This window comes from Marinococcus sp. LNHM5E3-2.1 (assembly GCF_056034365.1).
Map to the genome: position 1 here is coordinate 239394 of NZ_JBQLIB010000002.1, position 19106 is coordinate 258499.

At 50.2% G+C, this 19106-nt stretch carries 20 protein-coding genes; 2 read left to right on the forward strand and 18 right to left on the reverse strand.

The window, feature by feature from the left end; translation table 11 throughout:
- Nucleotides 1-27: 27 nt before the first annotated feature.
- The 9 genes from upp to prfA form a co-directional block, all read right to left on the reverse strand.
- A complete protein-coding gene (gene upp / locus ACTRXH_RS05385) occupies nt 28-657 on the reverse strand; it encodes a uracil phosphoribosyltransferase (protein ID WP_091613161.1) in 630 nt (209 codons plus the stop codon).
- 192 nt (nt 658-849) lie between these two features.
- On the reverse strand, nt 850-1344 hold the full coding sequence (locus tag ACTRXH_RS05390; RefSeq protein WP_474281059.1) for a peroxiredoxin family protein: 495 nt from the start codon (nt 1342-1344) through the stop codon (nt 850-852).
- Between the two features lie 158 nt (nt 1345-1502).
- Nucleotides 1503-2762, reverse strand: coding sequence for a serine hydroxymethyltransferase (glyA, locus tag ACTRXH_RS05395; protein ID WP_474281061.1), 1260 nt, complete (start codon nt 2760-2762; stop codon nt 1503-1505).
- A 214-nt stretch (nt 2763-2976) separates the two neighbouring features.
- Nucleotides 2977-3522 (reverse strand): TIGR01440 family protein, encoded by a 546-nt coding sequence (locus tag ACTRXH_RS05400; protein ID WP_474277992.1) that lies wholly within the window; start codon nt 3520-3522, stop codon nt 2977-2979.
- A 24-nt stretch (nt 3523-3546) separates the two neighbouring features.
- Nucleotides 3547-3984 (reverse strand): ribose 5-phosphate isomerase B, encoded by a 438-nt coding sequence (gene rpiB, locus ACTRXH_RS05405; protein WP_474262356.1) that lies wholly within the window; start codon nt 3982-3984, stop codon nt 3547-3549.
- Between the two features lie 72 nt (nt 3985-4056).
- The gene (locus ACTRXH_RS05410; RefSeq protein ID WP_474281063.1) at nt 4057-4512 is read right to left on the reverse strand and encodes a low molecular weight protein arginine phosphatase; all 456 of its coding nucleotides are present in this window, start codon (nt 4510-4512) and stop codon (nt 4057-4059) included.
- Between the two features lie 25 nt (nt 4513-4537).
- On the reverse strand, nt 4538-5590 hold the full coding sequence (locus ACTRXH_RS05415) for an L-threonylcarbamoyladenylate synthase (protein ID WP_474281065.1): 1053 nt from the start codon (nt 5588-5590) through the stop codon (nt 4538-4540).
- Between the two features lie 223 nt (nt 5591-5813).
- Nucleotides 5814-6680, reverse strand: coding sequence for a peptide chain release factor N(5)-glutamine methyltransferase (prmC, locus tag ACTRXH_RS05420; protein WP_474281067.1), 867 nt, complete (start codon nt 6678-6680; stop codon nt 5814-5816).
- Nucleotides 6680-7753, reverse strand: coding sequence for a peptide chain release factor 1 (gene prfA / locus ACTRXH_RS05425; protein ID WP_322525642.1), 1074 nt, complete (start codon nt 7751-7753; stop codon nt 6680-6682). The genes prmC and prfA overlap by 1 nt, the downstream gene beginning before the upstream one ends.
- A 212-nt stretch (nt 7754-7965) precedes the next feature.
- Here prfA and ACTRXH_RS05430 point away from each other — a divergent pair, with 212 nt between their 5' ends.
- The gene (locus ACTRXH_RS05430) at nt 7966-9294 is read left to right on the forward strand and encodes an FAD-dependent oxidoreductase (RefSeq protein ID WP_474281069.1); all 1329 of its coding nucleotides are present in this window, start codon (nt 7966-7968) and stop codon (nt 9292-9294) included.
- Between the two features lie 58 nt (nt 9295-9352).
- On the opposite strand, the gene ACTRXH_RS05435 is transcribed toward ACTRXH_RS05430, so the two are convergent.
- The 8 genes from ACTRXH_RS05435 to ACTRXH_RS05470 all read right to left on the reverse strand — a co-directional run bounded on the left by ACTRXH_RS05435 (nt 9353) and on the right by ACTRXH_RS05470 (nt 16771).
- Nucleotides 9353-9931, reverse strand: coding sequence for a thymidine kinase (locus ACTRXH_RS05435; protein WP_474262362.1), 579 nt, complete (start codon nt 9929-9931; stop codon nt 9353-9355).
- A gap of 90 nt (nt 9932-10021) precedes the next feature.
- Complete coding sequence (locus tag ACTRXH_RS05440; RefSeq protein ID WP_022794589.1) at nt 10022-10264, reverse strand: type B 50S ribosomal protein L31; 243 nt, start codon at nt 10262-10264, stop codon at nt 10022-10024.
- 88 nt (nt 10265-10352) lie between these two features.
- A complete protein-coding gene (rho, locus tag ACTRXH_RS05445) occupies nt 10353-11630 on the reverse strand; it encodes a transcription termination factor Rho (RefSeq protein WP_322525560.1) in 1278 nt (425 codons plus the stop codon).
- Between the two features lie 345 nt (nt 11631-11975).
- Entirely contained in the window at nt 11976-12947 is a 972-nt protein-coding gene (gene glpX / locus ACTRXH_RS05450) for a class II fructose-bisphosphatase (RefSeq protein ID WP_474281071.1), read from the reverse strand.
- 18 nt (nt 12948-12965) lie between these two features.
- Nucleotides 12966-14252: a UDP-N-acetylglucosamine 1-carboxyvinyltransferase gene (locus ACTRXH_RS05455; protein WP_474262427.1), complete on the reverse strand. Its 1287-nt coding sequence runs from the start codon at nt 14250-14252 to the stop codon at nt 12966-12968.
- A 250-nt stretch (nt 14253-14502) separates the two neighbouring features.
- A complete protein-coding gene (gene fsa, locus ACTRXH_RS05460; protein ID WP_091613202.1) occupies nt 14503-15147 on the reverse strand; it encodes a fructose-6-phosphate aldolase in 645 nt (214 codons plus the stop codon).
- A gap of 143 nt (nt 15148-15290) precedes the next feature.
- A complete protein-coding gene (fba, locus tag ACTRXH_RS05465; RefSeq protein WP_319632668.1) occupies nt 15291-16154 on the reverse strand; it encodes a class II fructose-1,6-bisphosphate aldolase in 864 nt (287 codons plus the stop codon).
- A gap of 248 nt (nt 16155-16402) precedes the next feature.
- A complete protein-coding gene (locus ACTRXH_RS05470; RefSeq protein ID WP_474262363.1) occupies nt 16403-16771 on the reverse strand; it encodes a response regulator in 369 nt (122 codons plus the stop codon).
- A 114-nt stretch (nt 16772-16885) separates the two neighbouring features.
- On the opposite strand from ACTRXH_RS05470, the gene ACTRXH_RS05475 reads away from it, so the two are divergent.
- The gene (locus ACTRXH_RS05475; protein ID WP_474262364.1) at nt 16886-17407 is read left to right on the forward strand and encodes a DUF2529 family protein; all 522 of its coding nucleotides are present in this window, start codon (nt 16886-16888) and stop codon (nt 17405-17407) included.
- A 63-nt stretch (nt 17408-17470) separates the two neighbouring features.
- Here ACTRXH_RS05475 and ACTRXH_RS05480 read toward each other — a convergent pair whose 3' ends face one another.
- Nucleotides 17471-19072: a CTP synthase gene (locus tag ACTRXH_RS05480; RefSeq protein WP_474262365.1), complete on the reverse strand. Its 1602-nt coding sequence runs from the start codon at nt 19070-19072 to the stop codon at nt 17471-17473.
- Nucleotides 19073-19106: the final 34 nt, after the last annotated feature.

Here is a 19106-nt window from a genome sequence, read left to right on the forward strand (position 1 = left end):
GTACGTGCGGAAAAGCTCTCTCATCTATTATTTCGTGCCGAATAAACGGTCTCCTGCGTCCCCGAGGCCCGGAACAATGTAGCCTTTGTCGTTTAACTTCTCATCCATCGAAGCCAGGTAAATGTCCACGTCCGGATGTGCTTCCTGAACGAGTGCCACTCCTTCAGGCGCTGCGATTAAACACATGAGCTTGATATTCTGGGCTCCGCGTTTTTTCAGGCTGTTCAATGCCTCAATAGCAGAACCGCCTGTCGCAAGCATCGGATCAATCACGATAAATTCCCGCTCTTCGACATCACTCGGAAGCTTCACATAATATTCTACCGGCTGCAGCGTTTCCGGATCCCGGTACAGCCCGACGTGCCCTACTTTTGCTGCCGGGATCAATTTGATGATACCGTCGGTCATGCCGAGTCCTGCGCGCAAAATCGGCACCACTCCCAGCTTTTTGCCTGCAAGCGTATAGGATTTGGCCGGTCCCACCGGAGTTTCCACCGTCACTTCCTGAAGCTGAAGGTTTCTTGTAATCTCAAACGCCATCAGGGTAGAGACTTCATCGACAAGCTCCCGGAATTCCTTCGTTCCTGTTGAGACGTCCCGGATGAATGTAAGTTTATGTTGAATGAGCGGATGATCCAGTACATGTACATTTCCCATAAGTATAGTCGGCTCCTTTTTCCCCGGCATCAGCCGGTGCTTATTAACCCATGTCCCTATCGAACATATTCTTTAGAAATTCTACCTAAAAAGCGTGATGGATTCAAGGTTATATAAAATGACAGAAATATGCCGCAACTTCTGCGTACTGCTGGAAATAACAGCAGCGCCCGGATGCACTGCTGCGAACGTTTATTTTAAATTGTCTTCAATGTATTTTACTGTTTTGCGCAGCTCTTTCGGACCCGGCCGGCCGAATGGGTTTGTCTGGCGGTGCTGGTATAAAAATCTGCCTTCTTCATCGATCAGAAAATATGCAGGCTCTCCGTGGGCTCCGTGATCTTCGTACGGCGCTTCCGAGCTGTGATAAAAGACGCCGTAATCGTCGAGTACCTTCAGTGCTTCGTCGACAAGCACCGGGAACGTGAGTCCGTATTCTTCGGTCATCGTACGCAGGTCCTCGGGATTATCGGTGGAGATGGCTGTGATATTTACATTATTATTTTCAAAAAAACCGCGGTGCTCTTCCCAGGCCTGCAGCTCTTCCTTACATACCGGACACCATGAGCCCCGGAAAAACACGAGCAGCTGCCATCCCTTACCTATTTTTTCTTCGAGTTTAAATTCTTCGCCGTGAACATCAGCAAGCGTGAACATCGGCGCTTTTTCATTTAGTGCAAAAACCATTTGAACTCCTCCTTTTCCCAATCTACATATACCCTAACACACTTGCATTCACCCCTAAAAAACAAAGGCGTCCGTCAAAAGGAATAAAAAAACAGCTGCCTCCTTTAAATAGGAGAACAGCTGTATTCATACCCCTTTTTTGACCGGGGTCTGCCATTTTACAGATATTCGTAAATTGGGAAACGGCCCGTTAAAGCTTTCACGCGCTCAGCCGCCTCTTTTAATGCTTCCGCGTCTTCATGGTTTTTCAGCGTATAGGCAATGATGGCGCCTATTTCCTTCATTTCTTCTTCCCCAAAGCCTCGGGACGTAACAGCTGCAGAACCTAGACGGATACCGCTTGTAACGAATGGCTTTTCCAGATCATACGGAATGGCGTTTTTGTTCGCTGTGAGGCCGACTTCGTCCAGCGCTTTTTCCGCTATTTTCCCTGTCAGCTCCAGGCTGCGGGTATCCATCAGCACGAGGTGGTTGTCGGTGCCGCCCGAAACGACGTTAATTCCTTCATTCTGCAACGAGTCGCTTAAGCTTCGCGCGTTTTTCACGACGTTTTCGGAATACGTGACGAAATCCTCCTGCAGTGCTTCGCCGAAGGCAACAGCTTTCGCCGCAATCACATGCATAAGCGGTCCACCCTGCAGACCCGGGAATACTGCTTTATCAATTTTTTTGCCGAACTCTTCCTTACAAAGCACGAGCCCTCCACGCGGTCCGCGCAGCGTTTTGTGTGTTGTTGTCGTAACAAAGTGCGAATGAGGAACCGGGTTTTGGTGCACCCCTGCTGCTACCAGTCCGGCAATGTGTGCCATATCAACCATCAAGTACGCATCCACCTCATCGGCGATTTCACGGAATTTTTTAAAGTCAATTTCACGCGGATACGCACTTGCACCGGCGACGATTAATTTCGGCTGCGTTTCTTTTGCCACGCGAAGCACTTCATCGTAATCAATCACCTGATTTTCTTTAGTCACACCGTATTCCACGAAATTGTACTGAACACCACTGAAGTTGACGGGGCTTCCGTGGGTTAAATGGCCGCCGTGGGAAAGGTTCATGCCAAGCACCGTGTCACCGTGATTTAAAATCGTATAGTAAACCGCCATATTTGCCTGGGCCCCGGAGTGAGGCTGCACGTTCGCATATTCTGCCGAGAATAGTTCCTTCGCCCGGTCAATGGCGAGCTGTTCGACCGTGTCCACATGCTCACAACCGCCGTAGTAGCGGCGATTCGGGTAGCCTTCCGCATATTTGTTGGTAAGCACAGACCCCTGCGCTTCCATTACTGCACGGCTCGTGAAGTTCTCCGAAGCGATCAGCTCGATCTTGTCGCGCTGGCGCCCCAGCTCCTTCTGCATTGCCTCAAATATGGCCGGATCCTGCGTTTGTACACTTTCTGCATTTACCTTTGTTTCCATCTGTAAATCTCCCTTCCCTTTCGGTACAATAACGAACGATTATCTTTTCCGCGAATATTTCATTCGTTATTTTTCTCTCCATGTTACTATGTTTTTCATTGTAACACGTATTTTTTAGGAAATTCCGTACCTTACGAAATTTTTTTCGAATTTCTTTATTTCCTTTCTGCATCTGAAGAAAAAAGAACCGCAGCATGCGATTCTTTTCCGGAGACTATTCGTAGCGGGCACGCTCACCGCCGATCAGCTTCGGCCGTGTTTTTGCCATCGTTACATAGGCAGAACCAATCTGCTTCTGCGGGCCGCGTACCGGAACCGCCACCGGCTTCAAATGCATACCGATCAGGGTGGATCCGATATCAATGCCTGCATCTGCTTTTACTGCTTCGATGACGACCGGCTCGCTCATGTGTTTATACGCATACGAGCTCATCGAACCGCCTGCTCTCGGGTGGGGCACCACGCTTACAGCTTCGAGACCGTAAGCCTCTGCCGTCTCCCTTTCCACCGTAAGCGCACGATTAATATGCTCACATCCCTGAAACGCAAGATGTACGCCGGTTTCTTCCCGGAACTCCTGAAAGACATCAAACAGCGCTTCGGCGACTTCCTCAGATCCTGCCTTACCGATATGCTCGCCGAGCACTTCACTGGTGCTCGTGCCAATCACAAGCACCTGGCCGCTGCGGAGTGATGCCTGTTCCTTTAATGAAGCTAACAATTCCCGTAAAGGCTGCTGCCATTCTGCTTTGTTTACCATGACAACTCATCCTTTCTTCGTTCCTTATTCTTCAATAGCCGATACTTTTTGAATGCGGTCGGCGTGGCGGCCCCCAACGTGCTCCGTGCTGATCCAGGCTTTGACAATTTCGCCGGCAAGGCCGGATCCAATAACTCTAGCGCCCATCGCCAGTACATTACTGTCGTTATGCGCCCGGGTCATTTTTGCACTGAATACATCATGGACCAGCGCGCAGCGGATGCCGTTAACTTTATTCGCAGCAATCGACATGCCGATGCCCGTTCCGCAGACAAGAATCCCACGGTCCACTTCGCCGGCCGTTACTTTTTCAGCCACCGGCACCGCATAGTCCGGGTAGTCCACAGAATCACTGCAGTCACAGCCCAGGTCTTCGTATTCCACCCCTGCTTCGTCCAGTACAGCTTTAATTTCCTCTTTTAATTCATATCCGCCGTGATCGGCACCCAATGCTACTTTCATGTCAACCTCTCCTCCGTTTGATTGTACTGTTTTCAGTCTCTCACGTATCCATCCGCCTGTAAATCTCCAGGCTCAGTCCAGCGACTTTTCTTTCCTGTACCGCTCCCATGCTGCCTGAAGCGCTTCTTCCATTTCCTCTGCCGTTTCGTGATATACCTTCCGGCCTCCGCCAATAGGGTCTCCAATATCCTTATCCCCATCACTTTGGGCATATTCCTTTAAGAGCACCGTTTTCGTTTCCGTACCCGGAAACATCCGCTGCATAATATCTTTATGCCCCTGGGTCATTGCAAAGATAACGTCCGCCCAGTCGATTAATTCCTTTGTGAGTGGCTGGGATTCATGATCCATCTCCACCTGTCTTTCATCCATCGCCCGGACGGCTTCTGCTGCTGCCGGCTCTCCATTTGTAGCCATCACACCAGCTGAAGCCACCTCCACCTCTGGATAATGGTGCTTCATCAGCGCAGCGGCCATCGGACTCCGGCACGTGTTCCCTGTACAAATAAACAATACGTGATAACTCATCGTCATCGACTCCTTGCAGAAGTTTTCATTGTTCTGAAGATGCTGCTTTTTCCAGACGGTTCATGAGTGCGGTCCCAATCCCTTCTTTTGAAAAAACTTCACAGAAAGCAGCGTCCACCTCCATTGTATCTAATTCACGAAGAACAGCGTACAATTTTGCTGCCGTTTCTTCGGGCACCCGGCGCGAGCCTAAACTAAGAAAAGCATCCGCCTGCATCCACGCTGATTTTTTCTCTTCCACAGCAAGCACCGCTACCTTCTTTCCTTCCTCCTGGCAGGCCCGGAGCTTTTCCTGCCATGCTTCCTCCGGCCCTTTCATTAAATAAAGGGATGTCGCCGGCGAATAGTGACGGTATTTCATCCCCGGTGCTGCAGGTGCTTCCTCTGAAGGAGCACCTTGCGAATAGCGGACTGTGTCCGGGCCGAGCACCTGCTCGATCTGCTCTTTAGTAACTCCTCCCGGACGCAGAATCCAGCATACTTCTGACGTACAGTCCACGACGGTGGACTCCACTCCGTATCCACACGGGCCGCCATCAATCACCGCATCAATTTTCCCGTCCAGGTCACTGTAGACGTGCTTCGCCGTGGTCGGGCTCGGGGACCCGGACCGGTTGGCACTCGGCGCTGCCACCGGCACACCTGCGTATGCCAGTACTGCCTTTGCCACCTCGTGCTCCGGAATCCGTACAGCTACTGTGGATAGCCCCGCCGTTACAAGAGGCGACAGAGGGGTTGCTTCCGTCAATGGGAATATGAGCGTCAATGGACCGGGCCAGAATGCGTCCATCAGCTTTTCCATGCTCTTTGTCCATGTAACCCCGAGCTCAGGGAGCTGGGCACGGTCAGCAATATGGGCAATCAGCGGATTGTCGGGCGGACGGTTTTTAGCTTCAAAAATTGCCCGGACAGCATCCGTAGACAATGCGCTTGCCCCTAGACCGTAAACCGTTTCCGTCGGGAGAGCCACTGTTTTCCCCTGCGTTATCCACAGCCCCATCTCCTTTAGCACAGAGTTCTCCGCCGATGCTTCATTTATTTTATCCACATTTTTTATAACCGTCTGTTTATAACTCATTCAGCTTTCGTTCCTTCCAAAAATTTAAAATGCCTTAACAACAGGGTTTATTTTACATTAATTTAGGTTTTTCACATTGTTAACAGGAGCTTATTTTCTGTGGATAACTTTAATTTATGCTGTTAATTCAGTCTTTTATTTTACATTATTTACGAAAATTTAATGTTTTCCACATATATGGAGGTATTTGTCTTTTGTTATCCACAAATAGTGGATAACTTTCTCACTTATTCACAACTGTAACGATTCGGTCGTTCCCATTCAAGTCTTTAATTACCTGGATCCTTTTTCCCGGAAACACTTTTTCAGCTGCCTTCATCACTGCTTTCCCCTGCTGCCAGCCGATTTCAAAGGCAAGCAGCCCGCCCGGAGCCAAAACTTCGGCAGCATATTTGATAATTTCTTCATAGCTGTGGATTCCTTCTTTTCCTTTGCCAATTAAAGCAACCGCAGGCTCCTGGTCCCGGACAAGCGGGTCGAGCTGCTCCCATTCCTCCTTTGGAATGTAGGGAGGATTAGATACAATAACGTCCGCCTGTTCTTTCCGGGCGGCCATGCCTTCAAGAAACGATTCCTGATGAAAGGTGACCGGCGCCTGCAGCCGTTCTGCGTTTCGTTTAGCTGTTTCAAGCGCCCGGGTGTCAATGTCAACAGCCTGCACCTGTGCCGCCGAAAGCTCCAGCGCGAGCGTAACTGCGATGATGCCGCTGCCTGTGCCAACGTCGACAATTCTAGGAGCATTCAGCTCACTGTTTTTTTGCACCCAGTCGATCACGTGCCAGACGAGCTCCTCGGTTTCCATCCGGGGAATCAGCACATCAGGATTGACGTGAAACTCGCGCTCGTAAAAAAAGCTGCTGCCGGTTAAATGCTGCACCGGCGTCCCAGCTGCGTGAAGACGCACATCCTGCTGAAAATGCTCCCATGCCTGTAACGGCACCGGCTCTCTCGCAGCGGTCAGCAGCTGGGCCCGGGAAAGCTTCAGATGATGCTCCAGAAGCCAGTCGGCTGCCGTCTCTTCTCTTCCGTGCTCACTCAAAAAAGAAGAAGCCCATCTCCGGGCTTCAAATACAAGTAGTTCTTCTTTCATTACGCTTCGCCTGCTTTTTCCATCAGCTCGGCCTGTTCTTCCATTACGAGCGGCTCGATAATCTGGTCAAGCTCTCCCTGGAGAATCTGGTCCAGCTTTTGCAGCGTCAGGCCGATACGGTGATCGGTTACGCGCGTCTGTGGAAAATTGTACGTTCGGATCCGCTCGGAACGGTCCCCGGTTCCTACCGCTGATTTCCGGTTTTCATCGTACTCCGCCTGGGCTTCCTGCTGGAATTTGTCATACACCCGGGCACGAAGAATCGTCATTGCTTTTTCTTTGTTTTTAATCTGGGATTTTCCGTCCTGACAGGAAGCGACAATGCCTGTCGGCACATGGGTCAGCCGCACCGCCGACATGGTCGTGTTTACACTCTGGCCGCCGGGACCGCTCGCTGCGAACGTATCAACGCGGATATCCTTATCGTGAATGTCCACTTCCACTTCCTCGGCTTCCGGAAGGACAGCTACGGTCGCTGTGGATGTATGCACGCGTCCGCCTGATTCCGTGCTTGGCACCCGCTGAACCCGGTGGGCCCCGTTTTCATATTTCATTTTCGAATATGCCGAATCGCCGTTAATCATAAAAATGATTTCCCGGTAGCCGCCGAGCTCACTCGCGTTCGATTCCACAACTTCTGCTTTCCATCCCTGCTTCTCTGCATAACGGGAGTACATTTTGTATAAATCAGCGGCAAACAGCGCCGCTTCTTCCCCGCCTGCGGCTCCGCGTATTTCAATAATAACGTTTTTATCATCGTTTGGATCCTTCGGAAGAAGAAGTCTCCGGAGCTCTTCCTCCTGGTTTTCAATACGCTCGCTCAACTCTTCGACTTCCGATTTTACCATGTCTTTCATTTCTGCATCGAGCTCGTCTTCAAGCATCGATTTCGCTTCATCAAGCTGCTGCCGGGCTTCTTTATACTCCCGGTAAACCTCCACTGTCCGCTGCATCTGTGCCTGCTCCTTGGACAGCTCCTTAATTTTATTCGGATCGTTTGCGATTTCCGGATCGCTCAGCTGTTCGTTTAAATATTCATAACGGTCTTCTACCGTCTGCAGTCGCTCTAACACACCGTTCACCTCTATTTTTTAAATTTTATCCGGCTGGAATGTATTTCGTTACGTTTTACACGCTTCTCATTCTCCTTTACAGTATACTAATTATAATACAGGGGCATAGGGGCGTCAAAATACCACCGCATCCAGAAATTTCGTTTGATCAGCGCAGGAGCGGGGAAACCGCCCTGTAAATGCCTATTGTTTCAGCAGAAGGGGGAAAAACGATGAAATACGTTATTATCGGCGGAGATGCTGCCGGCATGAGTGCAGCTATGCAGATCTACCGGCAGGACGAAAATGCAGAAATTATTACGCTCGAAGCAGGAGAGATTTATTCCTACGCCCAGTGCGGTCTCCCTTACATACTCGGAGGTGAAGTCGATGACAGCGCGAATTTAATCGCCCGCGATGTCGATACATTCCGGGAAAAGTACGGCATCGATGCCCGGGTGAACCATGAGGTGACCGGCGTCGATGCGGATAAAAGAGAAGTGACCGGTATACATACCGGCACCGGCAAGCCGTTTCAGGTTACGTACGATAAGCTTCTGATTGCTTCCGGCGGGCGCCCGCTTCTGCCGGACTGGCCGGGACGGGAGCTTGAAGGTGTTCATACGCTAAAAACGATTCCGGATGCCGAAACGATCAAAGCAGATCTTGCGCACGTCAACCACGTCACTGTCGTGGGCGGAGGCTATATCGGCCTTGAAGTGGCAGAGAACTGTATTCACGCCGGAAAGAAAGTGACGCTTTTGCAGCGCGGCGATCAGCTTGCCGGCATATTCGATCCGGATATGGCAGCCTATATCGCTGAGGAAGCGGAAGCGAACGGCATTGAGCTGCTGTTTGAGGAAAACATTCAGCATCTGTCGGGGAGAACCCGGGTGGAAGCCGTTCATACCGATCGCCGGGTGATCGATACCGATGCGGTGATTGCCGGCGTCGGCCTGCGCCCGAATACAGAAATGGTGTCCAAATGCGGCCTGTTCCGGCAAGCGAACGGGGCCCTTCAGGTGAACCGCTACATGGAAACAAACATTCCCGGCATTTATGCTGCCGGCGACTGTGCCACCCAGTTCCATAGGATCAAAGAGATCGACGATTATCTTCCGCTCGGCACGCATGCCAACAAGCAGGGCCGGGTCGCCGGCCTAAACATGGCCGGAAGCGTAAAGTCCTTTAAAGGAGTAACCGGCACCTCCATTCTCCGCTTTTTCAGCCTGACGCTTGGGAAAACCGGCATCTCCGAAGCGGAGGCTGCTGACATGCGCTTTCCTTACCGCAGTGAGATGCTTACTACCTCGAGCCATGCCGGCTATTTCCCGGGAAATAGTAAGCTTCATATTAAAGTCACGTACTGCCCGGACACAGGCATCATCCTCGGCGGCCAGCTGATCGGCGGTGACGGCACAGATAAACGACTCGATGTTCTGGCGACCGCCCTCTTCCATCGTATGACCGTAACTGATTTTGAGGATCTGGACCTGAGCTACGCTCCGCCGTACAACAAAGTGTGGGATCCACTCCAGCAGGTGATCCGGCGGGCGAAGTGACTGTGCCCCTGCAATAGATAAAGCCAGCCGGCACTGCTCCGGCTGGCTTATTTTTTATTTAAAGGGCGATGGGCGGATTGGCATGGCATCTCCGGCATACCGGATAGTAGGAATCATTGCCGCCAATATGGATCTGATCGCCCGTATAAATCGGCCGGCCCTTACCGTCGAGTCTTAAATTCATGACTGCTTTTTTATGACAGAACCAGCAGATGGTCTTCATTTCCTCGATTTTATCCGCGTAGAGCAGCAGATGCTTGCTGCCTTCAAACAGTTCATTTTGAAAATCGTTTTTCAGGCCGAAGCTCATCACCGGAATATTAAGGTTATCAACAATTTCCGCGAGCTGAATGATATGCTCCTGGGACAGAAACTGTGCCTCATCCACGAGGATGCAGAACGGGCGCTCTTCTTCCTGACGAACGATATCGTAAATGTTTGTCTCTTCAAACACAGGCACAGCCTCGCGCTCCACTCCGATTCTGCTTGCTACAAATCCGACTCCGCGCCGGTCATCCAGACCGGAGGTGAAGATAAGCACTGGCTTGTTCTGCTCTTCATAGTTATGGGCCACCTTTAAAATTTCGATGGACTTGCCGCTGTTCATTGTTCCGTATTTAAAAAATAACTGCGCCATATTTTTCTCCCCTGCTTATCGGTTTCGGTTCGTGCTCGTGATATAAAAAAGGCGGAAGCCGCAGCTTCCGCCTTTACCCAACCATTGTGCTTAGCGGTTGTATTTTCTTTTGAACTTATCCACACGGCCGCCGGCAGTGTTCTGCTTCTGCTTGCCGGTGTAGAAAGGGTGGGAGTCGGAGCTTACCTCAATTTTGATTACTGGGTACGTGTTTCCGTCTTCCCATTCGATAGTTTCAGACGAGCTTTCTGTCGAACCGCTCAAAAACTTGAATCCCGTACTTGTATCCATAAATACAACTTTATGATATTCCGGATGCACTTGTTGTTTCATAGCTGGTCACTTCCTTTCGATTCTTCTCTTTTTCACACATAACGAGATTATAACAACTTCCCCGAAATTTATCAATCGTTCATTTCGTTTATTTCTTTCCGGTCGTTACTTTTCCCTGCTTATCTTTTTGAAGCTCCTCAAAAAATTCTTCGTTCGTTTTGGTCTGCTTAATCCGCCGGATAAAGTGATCCACGAAATCCGGGGAATCGTTCATCGTCTTGCGGATCGCCCATAAATTATCCAGATGCTCTTTAGAAACGAGCAGTTCTTCTTTCCGGGTACTCGAGCGGCGGATATCGATCGATGGGAAAATACGGCGCTCGGCCAGACGGCGGTCGAGGTGGAGCTCCATGTTTCCTGTCCCTTTAAATTCCTCATAAATCACATCGTCCATCCGCGACCCGGTTTCTACAAGGGCCGTTGCCAGGATGGTCAGGCTTCCGCCTTCTTCAATATTACGGGCCGCCCCGAAGAAGCGCTTCGGGCGGTGAAGAGCTGCCGGGTCAATACCACCGGAAAGCGTCCGGCCGCTTGGCGGCAGCACCAGGTTGTATGCCCGTGCAAGACGGGTGATGCTGTCGAGCAGAATGACGACATCCTTTTTGTGCTCCACAAGCCGCATCGCCCGTTCAAGAACAAGCTCAGAAACTTTAATGTGGTTTTCAGGCACCTCATCGAATGTAGAGCTGGCTACGTCTCCGTCGACAGAACGCTCGATGTCTGTAACCTCTTCCGGACGTTCGTCCACAAGCAGCACAATCAGCTCGGTTTCCGGATGGTTTTCAGTAATGCTGTTGGCGACTTCCTTCAACAGCGACGTCTTTCCGGCTTTTGGCGGAGCCACAATGAGTCCGCGCTGGCCGAAGCCTACCGGGGTAATCAGGTCGATAATCCGTGAAGAGGCGCGATTGGGATGAGTTTCCATCTGCATGCGCTCGTCTGGATACAGCGGTGTCAGAGCCGGAAAATGCGGGCGCTCCTTCGAAGAGTCCGGGTCCTCCCCGTTGACCGCTTCCACCTGCAGCAGGCCGTGGTACCGCTCCGAATCCTTTGGCGGACGTACCTTTCCGGAAACCTTATCCCCATTTCTCAGGTCAAAACGGCGGATCTGCGAGGCAGAGATATAAATGTCCTCCGTGCTCGGCAGATAGTTAATCGGGCGCAGAAAACCGTAGCCTTCTGTCTGAATAATTTCAAGCACGCCCTCCATAAACATCAGGCCATCTTTTTCCGCCTGTCCTTTTAAGATCGCAAAGACAAGTTCCCGTTTGTTTAATTTGCTGTAATACGATACCTTGTATTCTTTGGCGAGCCGGTACAATTCTTTCAGCGTCATTGTTTCGAGCTCTGCGATGTTGACTGCCAATGCGGTCACCACTTTCTTTTTCTATTATGAATGTAAAAAAATAATCATGTATATTAGTTCCGTCAACGTGAAGAAACACTTACACCTTGTGAATGTAAGCTGCCTTTTTTATTTCCGTTATGGCTTTCCGGCAAAAAGTGTTGGGATAATTGGAAGATAAGAAAAGGAACGGATGCTCTGCATAAAGGAGAGGAGAACTGTTGAATGGCAGTAAACGTTTTACGAATACGGATAGTACTTCATTATTTTAACTTTGAACGCCTTTGTCTGCAAGTGAAATTATCAGCACGGAACGCTTCCGGTATAAAATGAGAAAAGGACAGGTATCCCTGCCCTCTGCCCGTTCTATTCGTCTCTGATAACAAAATCCGGCTTTTTCTGCACGTTGTGCTTCCCGTCAACAAAGCGGACCGTGCCTGATTTCGCCCTCATGACAAGAGACTGGGTCGTGGCTTTGGAGCTTTTAAAATTCACGCCCTTCAGCAGCTCACCCTCTGTCACACCGGTAGCGGCAAAGATGCAGTCCTCCCCGCCGACCAGATCCGACATAAGAAGCGGACGGTTGACGTCATCAATACCCATTTCTGTGCACCGGGCCAGTTCCTCGTCGTTCTGCGGAAGGAGCTTGCCCTGCATTTCCCCGCCCAGACATTTAAGTCCGACAGCGGCGATAACGCCCTCCGGAGCTCCTCCAGAGCCGAGCAGTATATCCACGCCTGTTTCATCAAAGGCGGTATTAATCGCACCGGCCACATCCCCGGCAGGAATCAGCTTGATGCGGGCACCGGTGTCGCGGACGTCCTGAATCAGTTTAGCATGGCGCTCTCTGTCTAAAATAGTGACAACAACGTCTTCGATATCCTTGCCTTTCGCCTTTGCTACGGCGTGCAGGTTGTCTGCGACCGGCGCATCGATATCAATTGTTCCGATCGCTTCAGGTCCTACCGCAATTTTATCCATATACATATCCGGAGCATGGAGAAGCCTTCCATGGTCAGCAATGGCAAGCACCGCGAGAGCGTTCCAGGAGCCGCTGGCGACGATTTCTGTACCTTCAAGCGGATCTACCGCCACATCGACTCTCGGGCCGAAACCAGTCCCGAGCTTTTCCCCAATGTAGAGCATCGGGGCTTCATCCATTTCCCCTTCGCCAATGACCACGGTCCCTTTCATCGGGATCGTGTCAAACACATCGCGCATTGCGCTTGTAGCCGCATCGTCGGCCTCATCCTTTTTTCCACGGCCCATCCAGCGTGCAGACGATAACGCCGCTGCTTCGGTCACTCGTACTAACTCCATCGATAGACTTCTTTCCATTGTTATACTCCCCCAAGCTTAAGAATTTTGAATTTCCTGCATTTCCTGTTCGCTGATAGTCTCTAAACGAATGTCAGCGCCCAAATAACGCAATTTGTGCTCAATTTTTTCATAGCCCCGGGCCACATGCTCAAACCCGGTAATAACGGTACGGCCTTCAGCCATCAGCCCGGCTACAATCAGGGCAGCCCCGGCTCTCAGGTCGCTTGCTGCCACCTGTGCTCCCTGGAGCTGCGCCGGCCCCCGCACAATCGCAGTGCCTTCACCGGTAGTCACGTCCGCTCCCATGCGCGATAGTTCATCCACATGCTTAAACCGGGACGGATAGATGGTGTCGTGAACAATTGTTTTTCCTTCTGCTCTTGTCATAAGCGCTGTGAACGGCTGCTGCAGATCAGTAGGGAATCCGGGATAAACAAGGGTTTTTAACTGCACGGCCTGCAGCCGGTCCGCCCCGGTGATCCGGACCGAATTGTCATACCATTCAACGCCTGTTCCTGTTTCCCGGAGCTTGGCCGTTAACGCTTCGAGGTGATCCGGAATGACGTTGTCTATTACTACTTCACTGCCCATAGCCGCACTGGCAATCATATAGGTGCCCGCCTCGATCCGGTCAGGGATAATCGAATGAGTGCATCCGTTCAGCTCTTCTACACCGTCAATCCGGATAACGTTTGTTCCCGCGCCTTTAATATTTGCTCCCATATTTGTCAAAAGCGTGGCTACGTCGATAATTTCCGGTTCCTTCGCGGCGTTTTCGATAACTGTCCGGCCTTTGGCCATGACTGCCGCCATCATAATGTTAATCGTCGCCCCGACGCTCACCACATCCAGATAAATGCGGGCGCCTGTCAGCTCTTTAGCGTGAATATGGAGCGAGCCGTGTTCATTTTCGACCGTGGCACCGAGAGCTTCGAAGCCTTTGATATGCTGATCAATCGGCCGCGGGCCAAGATAGCAGCCGCCCGGCATGCCGATGACCGCTTTTTTAAACCGGCCGAGCATCGCCCCCATCAGATAGTAGGAAGCACGCAGCTTCTTTACTTTGCCGTTTGGCATCGGTATCGGACGAACATTCTTTGCATTGATTTTCATTCGGTGATTTTCTGTTTTTACATTCGCTCCAGCGTCCTGCAAAATTTCAGCCAGCGTGTCGATGTCGTGAATGTCGGGAAGGTTCTCAAGAGTCACATGGCCATTTGCCATCAACGCTGCCGGAACAAGCGCCACTGCACTGTTTTTCGCTCCGCTGACCGATACCTGTCCTTCAAGCGGCCTGCCGCCTTCAATAATCATTTTCTGCATGCAATCATCCTCTATAGTCATTATCCAGCATCCTCAACCAGTCTGTATGGACGGCATGTAAAAGCTGAAGCCCGGGTCCGGATCCGGGCAGGAACTCTTCTTTTTATACTATTTGTGTCCTACTAATCGTTAAAAGTGTTTTCTTTTTTCAGCATAGATGTTTTTCCACTTATTAGCAAGAGAATTTAGCTGAATTTTCATACAAAAAAAGCTTCTGCAGAAACCCTGCAGAAGCCTGTGCTGTTTTATTTTACTGCTTGCGGTTTTCCCAGTCGCTCAGAAATTTTTCGATTCCCTGATCTGTAAGCGGATGCTTCAGAAGGCCGGGAACGACCTTAAATGGAATGGTCGCAATATGGGCACCGCGGGCCGCTGCTTCTGCCACGTGAGTAGAGTGGCGCACGGATGCAGCAATGATTTTCGTTTCAATGCCGTGAACGTTAAAGATCTCGGAAATTTCACTGATCAGGTCCAGGCCGTTGTGGCCGATATCGTCCAGACGTCCAAGGAATGGGGAGACGTATGTTGCTCCTGCCCTTGCCGCAATTAACGCCTGTACGGAAGAAAAGACGAGCGTAACATTTGTCTGAATGTTTTCTTCTGTAAAGACCTTTACGGCTTTCATGCCTTCGAGTGTCATTGGAACTTTAACCGTAATATTCGGAGCGATTTTTGCGAGCTCCCGGCCTTCCGTGATCATGCCTTCTGCTTCAGTCGAAATGACTTCGGCACTGACAGAACCGTCGACGATAGCCGTAATCTCTTTTAACCGTTCATGAAAGTCGACGCCTTCTTTGGCGACGAGACTTGGGTTCGTGGTGACGCCGGCGAGAATCCCGAGGTCATTCGCCTCTCTGATTTCATCAACATTCGCTGTATCTACAAAAAACTTCATGCATGTTCCCTCCTATTATTTAGTACTCTTTATCCAGTTCAAGCAAACGCTTGCAAATCATTTTACTATGAGAAGAAGAAAGTAAGGCGGAGAAAGAGGCGGCCCGGTAACGGGCCCCCTTTTCTTCGCTTCATACTCATTAATTACGCCTGGTTGGAAGAACCAAATTCCTGCATTTTGAACTTCACTGTTTCTTTGACGGCATCGCGTGCCGGGCCGAGGTATTTACGAGGATCATACTGGTTCGGCTGCTCTGCCAGCACTTCTCGTACTTTCGCCGCAGAAGACATCTGGCTTTCCGTGTTTACGTTCACTTTTGCGTGACCGTAACGGATCGCTTTTTTCACGTCTTCTGTTGGAATGCCTGTACCGCCGTGCAGAACGAACGGAACGTCCACGAGCTGCTGGATTTCTTCCATACGGGTAAAGCTGAGGTTCGGCTCGCCTTTGTATGGACCGTGCACAGAACCAAGCGCTGCTGCAAAGCAGTCAACACCAGTCTGCTCTACAAGCTCTTTACATTCTGCAGGAATAGCGTAAGCTTCTTCCGCTTCAGAAACGACCAGGTCGTCTTCCTGTCCGCCTACACGGCCGAGCTCGGCTTCTACAGATACGCCGATCGCGTGTGCAGCGTCTACAACGCGCTTAGTCATTTCAATGTTGTATTCAAGCGGATGGTGGGATCCGTCGATCATTACAGAAGTAAACCCTGCTTTCATTGCCTTCATGCAGTTTTCAAAGCTCGAACCGTGGTCGAGATGAATGGCTACAGGTACCGTTACGTTGTATTCTTTCATCAACGCTTTTACCAGAGTAACGACTGTTTCGAAGCCACCCATGTAACGGGCTGCGCCTTCAGAAACACCGCAGATTACTGGAGATTTTTCTTCTTCAGCCGCCTGAAGAATGGCCTGGGTGAATTCCATGTTGTTCAAGTTGAATTGTCCTACGGCATACTGATTTTTTTGTGCTGTTTTCAGCATTTCCGTCATTGATACCAATGGCATAAAAAATATCCTCCCTCTTCGTTTCAAGCAAAATGTTTGAGCAGCTTCCATACATAGTAAATATATTTAAGCGCACGAAAGCATCTGCAGCTTTTATTCAGGCTGCATCGGGTAGTGTGTATTAAAGCGTAATAATAATATGATCAGGGCGTCTTCACTGTCAGATACTTCCGCTTGAAAACAGACCGACTATGCTATGTAGATCTTACTCAAATTCTTTTTTCATTATAGCATATCGAGGCCAGTTGTCACCCTTCTTGCGAAAGTTTGCCGATGACGCTCTTTAAGTTTTCAATGTCAAACGGCTTGGCGATATAGTAATCCGCTCCGTTCTGTCTGGCCGCTTCCACCTGTTCCTTTTCACCAAAGGCAGTCATTATAATCACATAGGCGTCTTCGAGGCGGGAGGCGCTTTGAAGCTCTTTAAGCAGGGTAAGCCCGTCGATCCCCGGGAGTTTCATATCGATGATAAAAATTTCCGGCGTCCATTCTTCCACCATATGTAAAGCAAGCTCGCCGTTATGTGCTTCTTTGACGGTGTACCCCTCTTCTTCGAGTACCTCTTTTAAGAGAAGCCGGATTCCCATTTGATCATCTACAATTAACACCCGTTCCATTGCATGAATTCCTCCTTCTCTACTTTCTTCTCCCTGCAGTATATATTACTATGAGATTTATGACCACGTGTGTTTCAGCCATCCAATAATTTCACAGCAGAAAAGAGGATTTTCATGAAAATTTTTTCCACCCAGCTTCAGGGTAAATTTCAAAGCATCATGGACCAGGAGGAAGAGTTTGAAGACGCAGCGCGTCTGGCTGTCCAGGCTGTCAGGGGGCTGGGCAGGCTATGGGTCGCGGGATCTCCGTCCGCTCATTCCATTGCCCTGGCGCTTGCTGCTCAACCGGACGCCCCGGAAGGAACAACGGCCATTATACCTTCTCCCGAGACCGAAGCCCTGTCCGAGGTCGACCGTTTGCTTTTAATCATTCACCCCGACGAACACGAGGAGATGCTTTCGTTTATCCAGACATGCCAAAACAGCGAAACACCTTTAATTATTTACACGCAGGACGACGCCCGGATAAATGAACTGCTTGGGCCGTTAAACTGCCATATTACAGCCCCCTCGGCCGAACCGGTCATTCCGGATGAAAAGGGAGAGCGCTACGGGGACCCATTTGCTTTATCGGCTTTCTTCGCCGGTCAGCTTTTATATTTATATATTAAAGAATTATCGGATGAACTCGAATAAAGCAGAAGTATTCTGCACAAAAGAAGCCTGGATGGCGTAGACACCATCCAGGCTTACTTTTATTTATTCCCCTGCGGAGTAACGGATAAATTCGCGGAATAAAGGCTGCGGGCGGGTCGGACGGGAAACAAATTCCGGGTGAAACTGCGAAGCAACAAAGTAAGGATGGTCTGCTACTTCAATAATTTCTGCCAGACGTCCGTCCGGGCTCGTGCCGCTGAAAATAAATCCGTGGTTTTCGAGCTGCTCTCTGTACGCATTGCTGAATTCATAGCGGTGGCGGTGACGTTCATAGACGATCTCTGCCTCATCGTAAGCTTCCTTTGCCCGGGAGCCTTCTTTTAGCTTACAAGGGTAAAGACCGAGCCGGAGCGTTCCGCCAAGATCTTCTACATCCTTCTGCTCCGGAAGCAGATCGATTACTGCGTTTTTGGCGTCGGGATGAAATTCTGCCGAGCCCGCATCTTCTATGCCCGCCACGTTTCTTGCAAATTCCACGCTTGCAAGCTGCATGCCAAGACAAATTCCGAGAAACGGAATTTTCTGTTCACGTGCATAGGTGATCGCTTCAATCTTACCCTGGATACCCCGGTCGCCGAATCCTCCAGGCACGAGAATGCCATCGGCATTCTTCAGACGCTCCGCTACATTATTTTTATCCAGATCCTCCGACTGCACCCAGTCGATTTCGATGTCTGCATCAAAGTGATAGCCGGCGTGCTTCAGCGACTCTGCTACTGAAAGATACGCATCCGGAAGCGCTACATATTTTCCCACCAGGGCAATACGTACCGTTTTGCTTAAGTTTTTCACCCGGTCGACGAGCGCTGTCCATTCCGTCATTTCTGCCGGTGGCGCTGTCAGCTTCAGGTGATCGCAGACGATCTGATCCATATGCTGGCGCTGCAGTTCAAGCGGGATCTGGTACAACACTTCTGCATCCCCTGCTTCAATAACAGACTCTGAAGGAACGTCGCAGAACGAAGCAATTTTTTCCTTCATGTTTTCTGGTACCGGCTTTTCTGTCCGGAGTACAATGACGTTCGGCTGTATTCCGATGCCGCGCAGCTCTTTGACGCTGTGCTGCGTCGGTTTGGATTTCATTTCTCCTGCTGCAGATAAGTATGGAATTAACGTACAGTGTACGTACATTACGTTGTCGCGTCCGACATCGCTTTTGATCTGACGAATGGCTTCAAGAAACGGCAGGCTTTCAATATCGCCGACCGTACCGCCGATTTCTGTAATTACTACATCGGCTCCTGTTTCTCTTCCTGCACGGTACACCCGTTCCTTGATTTCATTTGTGACGTGCGGAATAACCTGTACGGTGCCGCCGAGATAGTCGCCGCGCCGTTCTTTGCGAATAACGGAGGAGTATACTTTTCCGGTCGTAACATTGCTGTTTTTGCTGAGGTTGATATCGATAAAGCGTTCATAGTGTCCGAGATCCAGGTCTGTTTCCGCTCCGTCGTCTGTAACGAAAACTTCCCCGTGCTGATACGGGCTCATCGTTCCCGGGTCCACGTTGATATATGGGTCAAACTTTTGGATAGTAACACTAAGTCCTCTGTTTTTAAGCAGTCTTCCGAGGGAAGCTGCTGTAATGCCTTTACCTAACGAAGATACAACGCCGCCAGTAACGAAAATATATTTACTCGCCATATACCTATCTGCCTCTCTTTATATAAATGTTCTT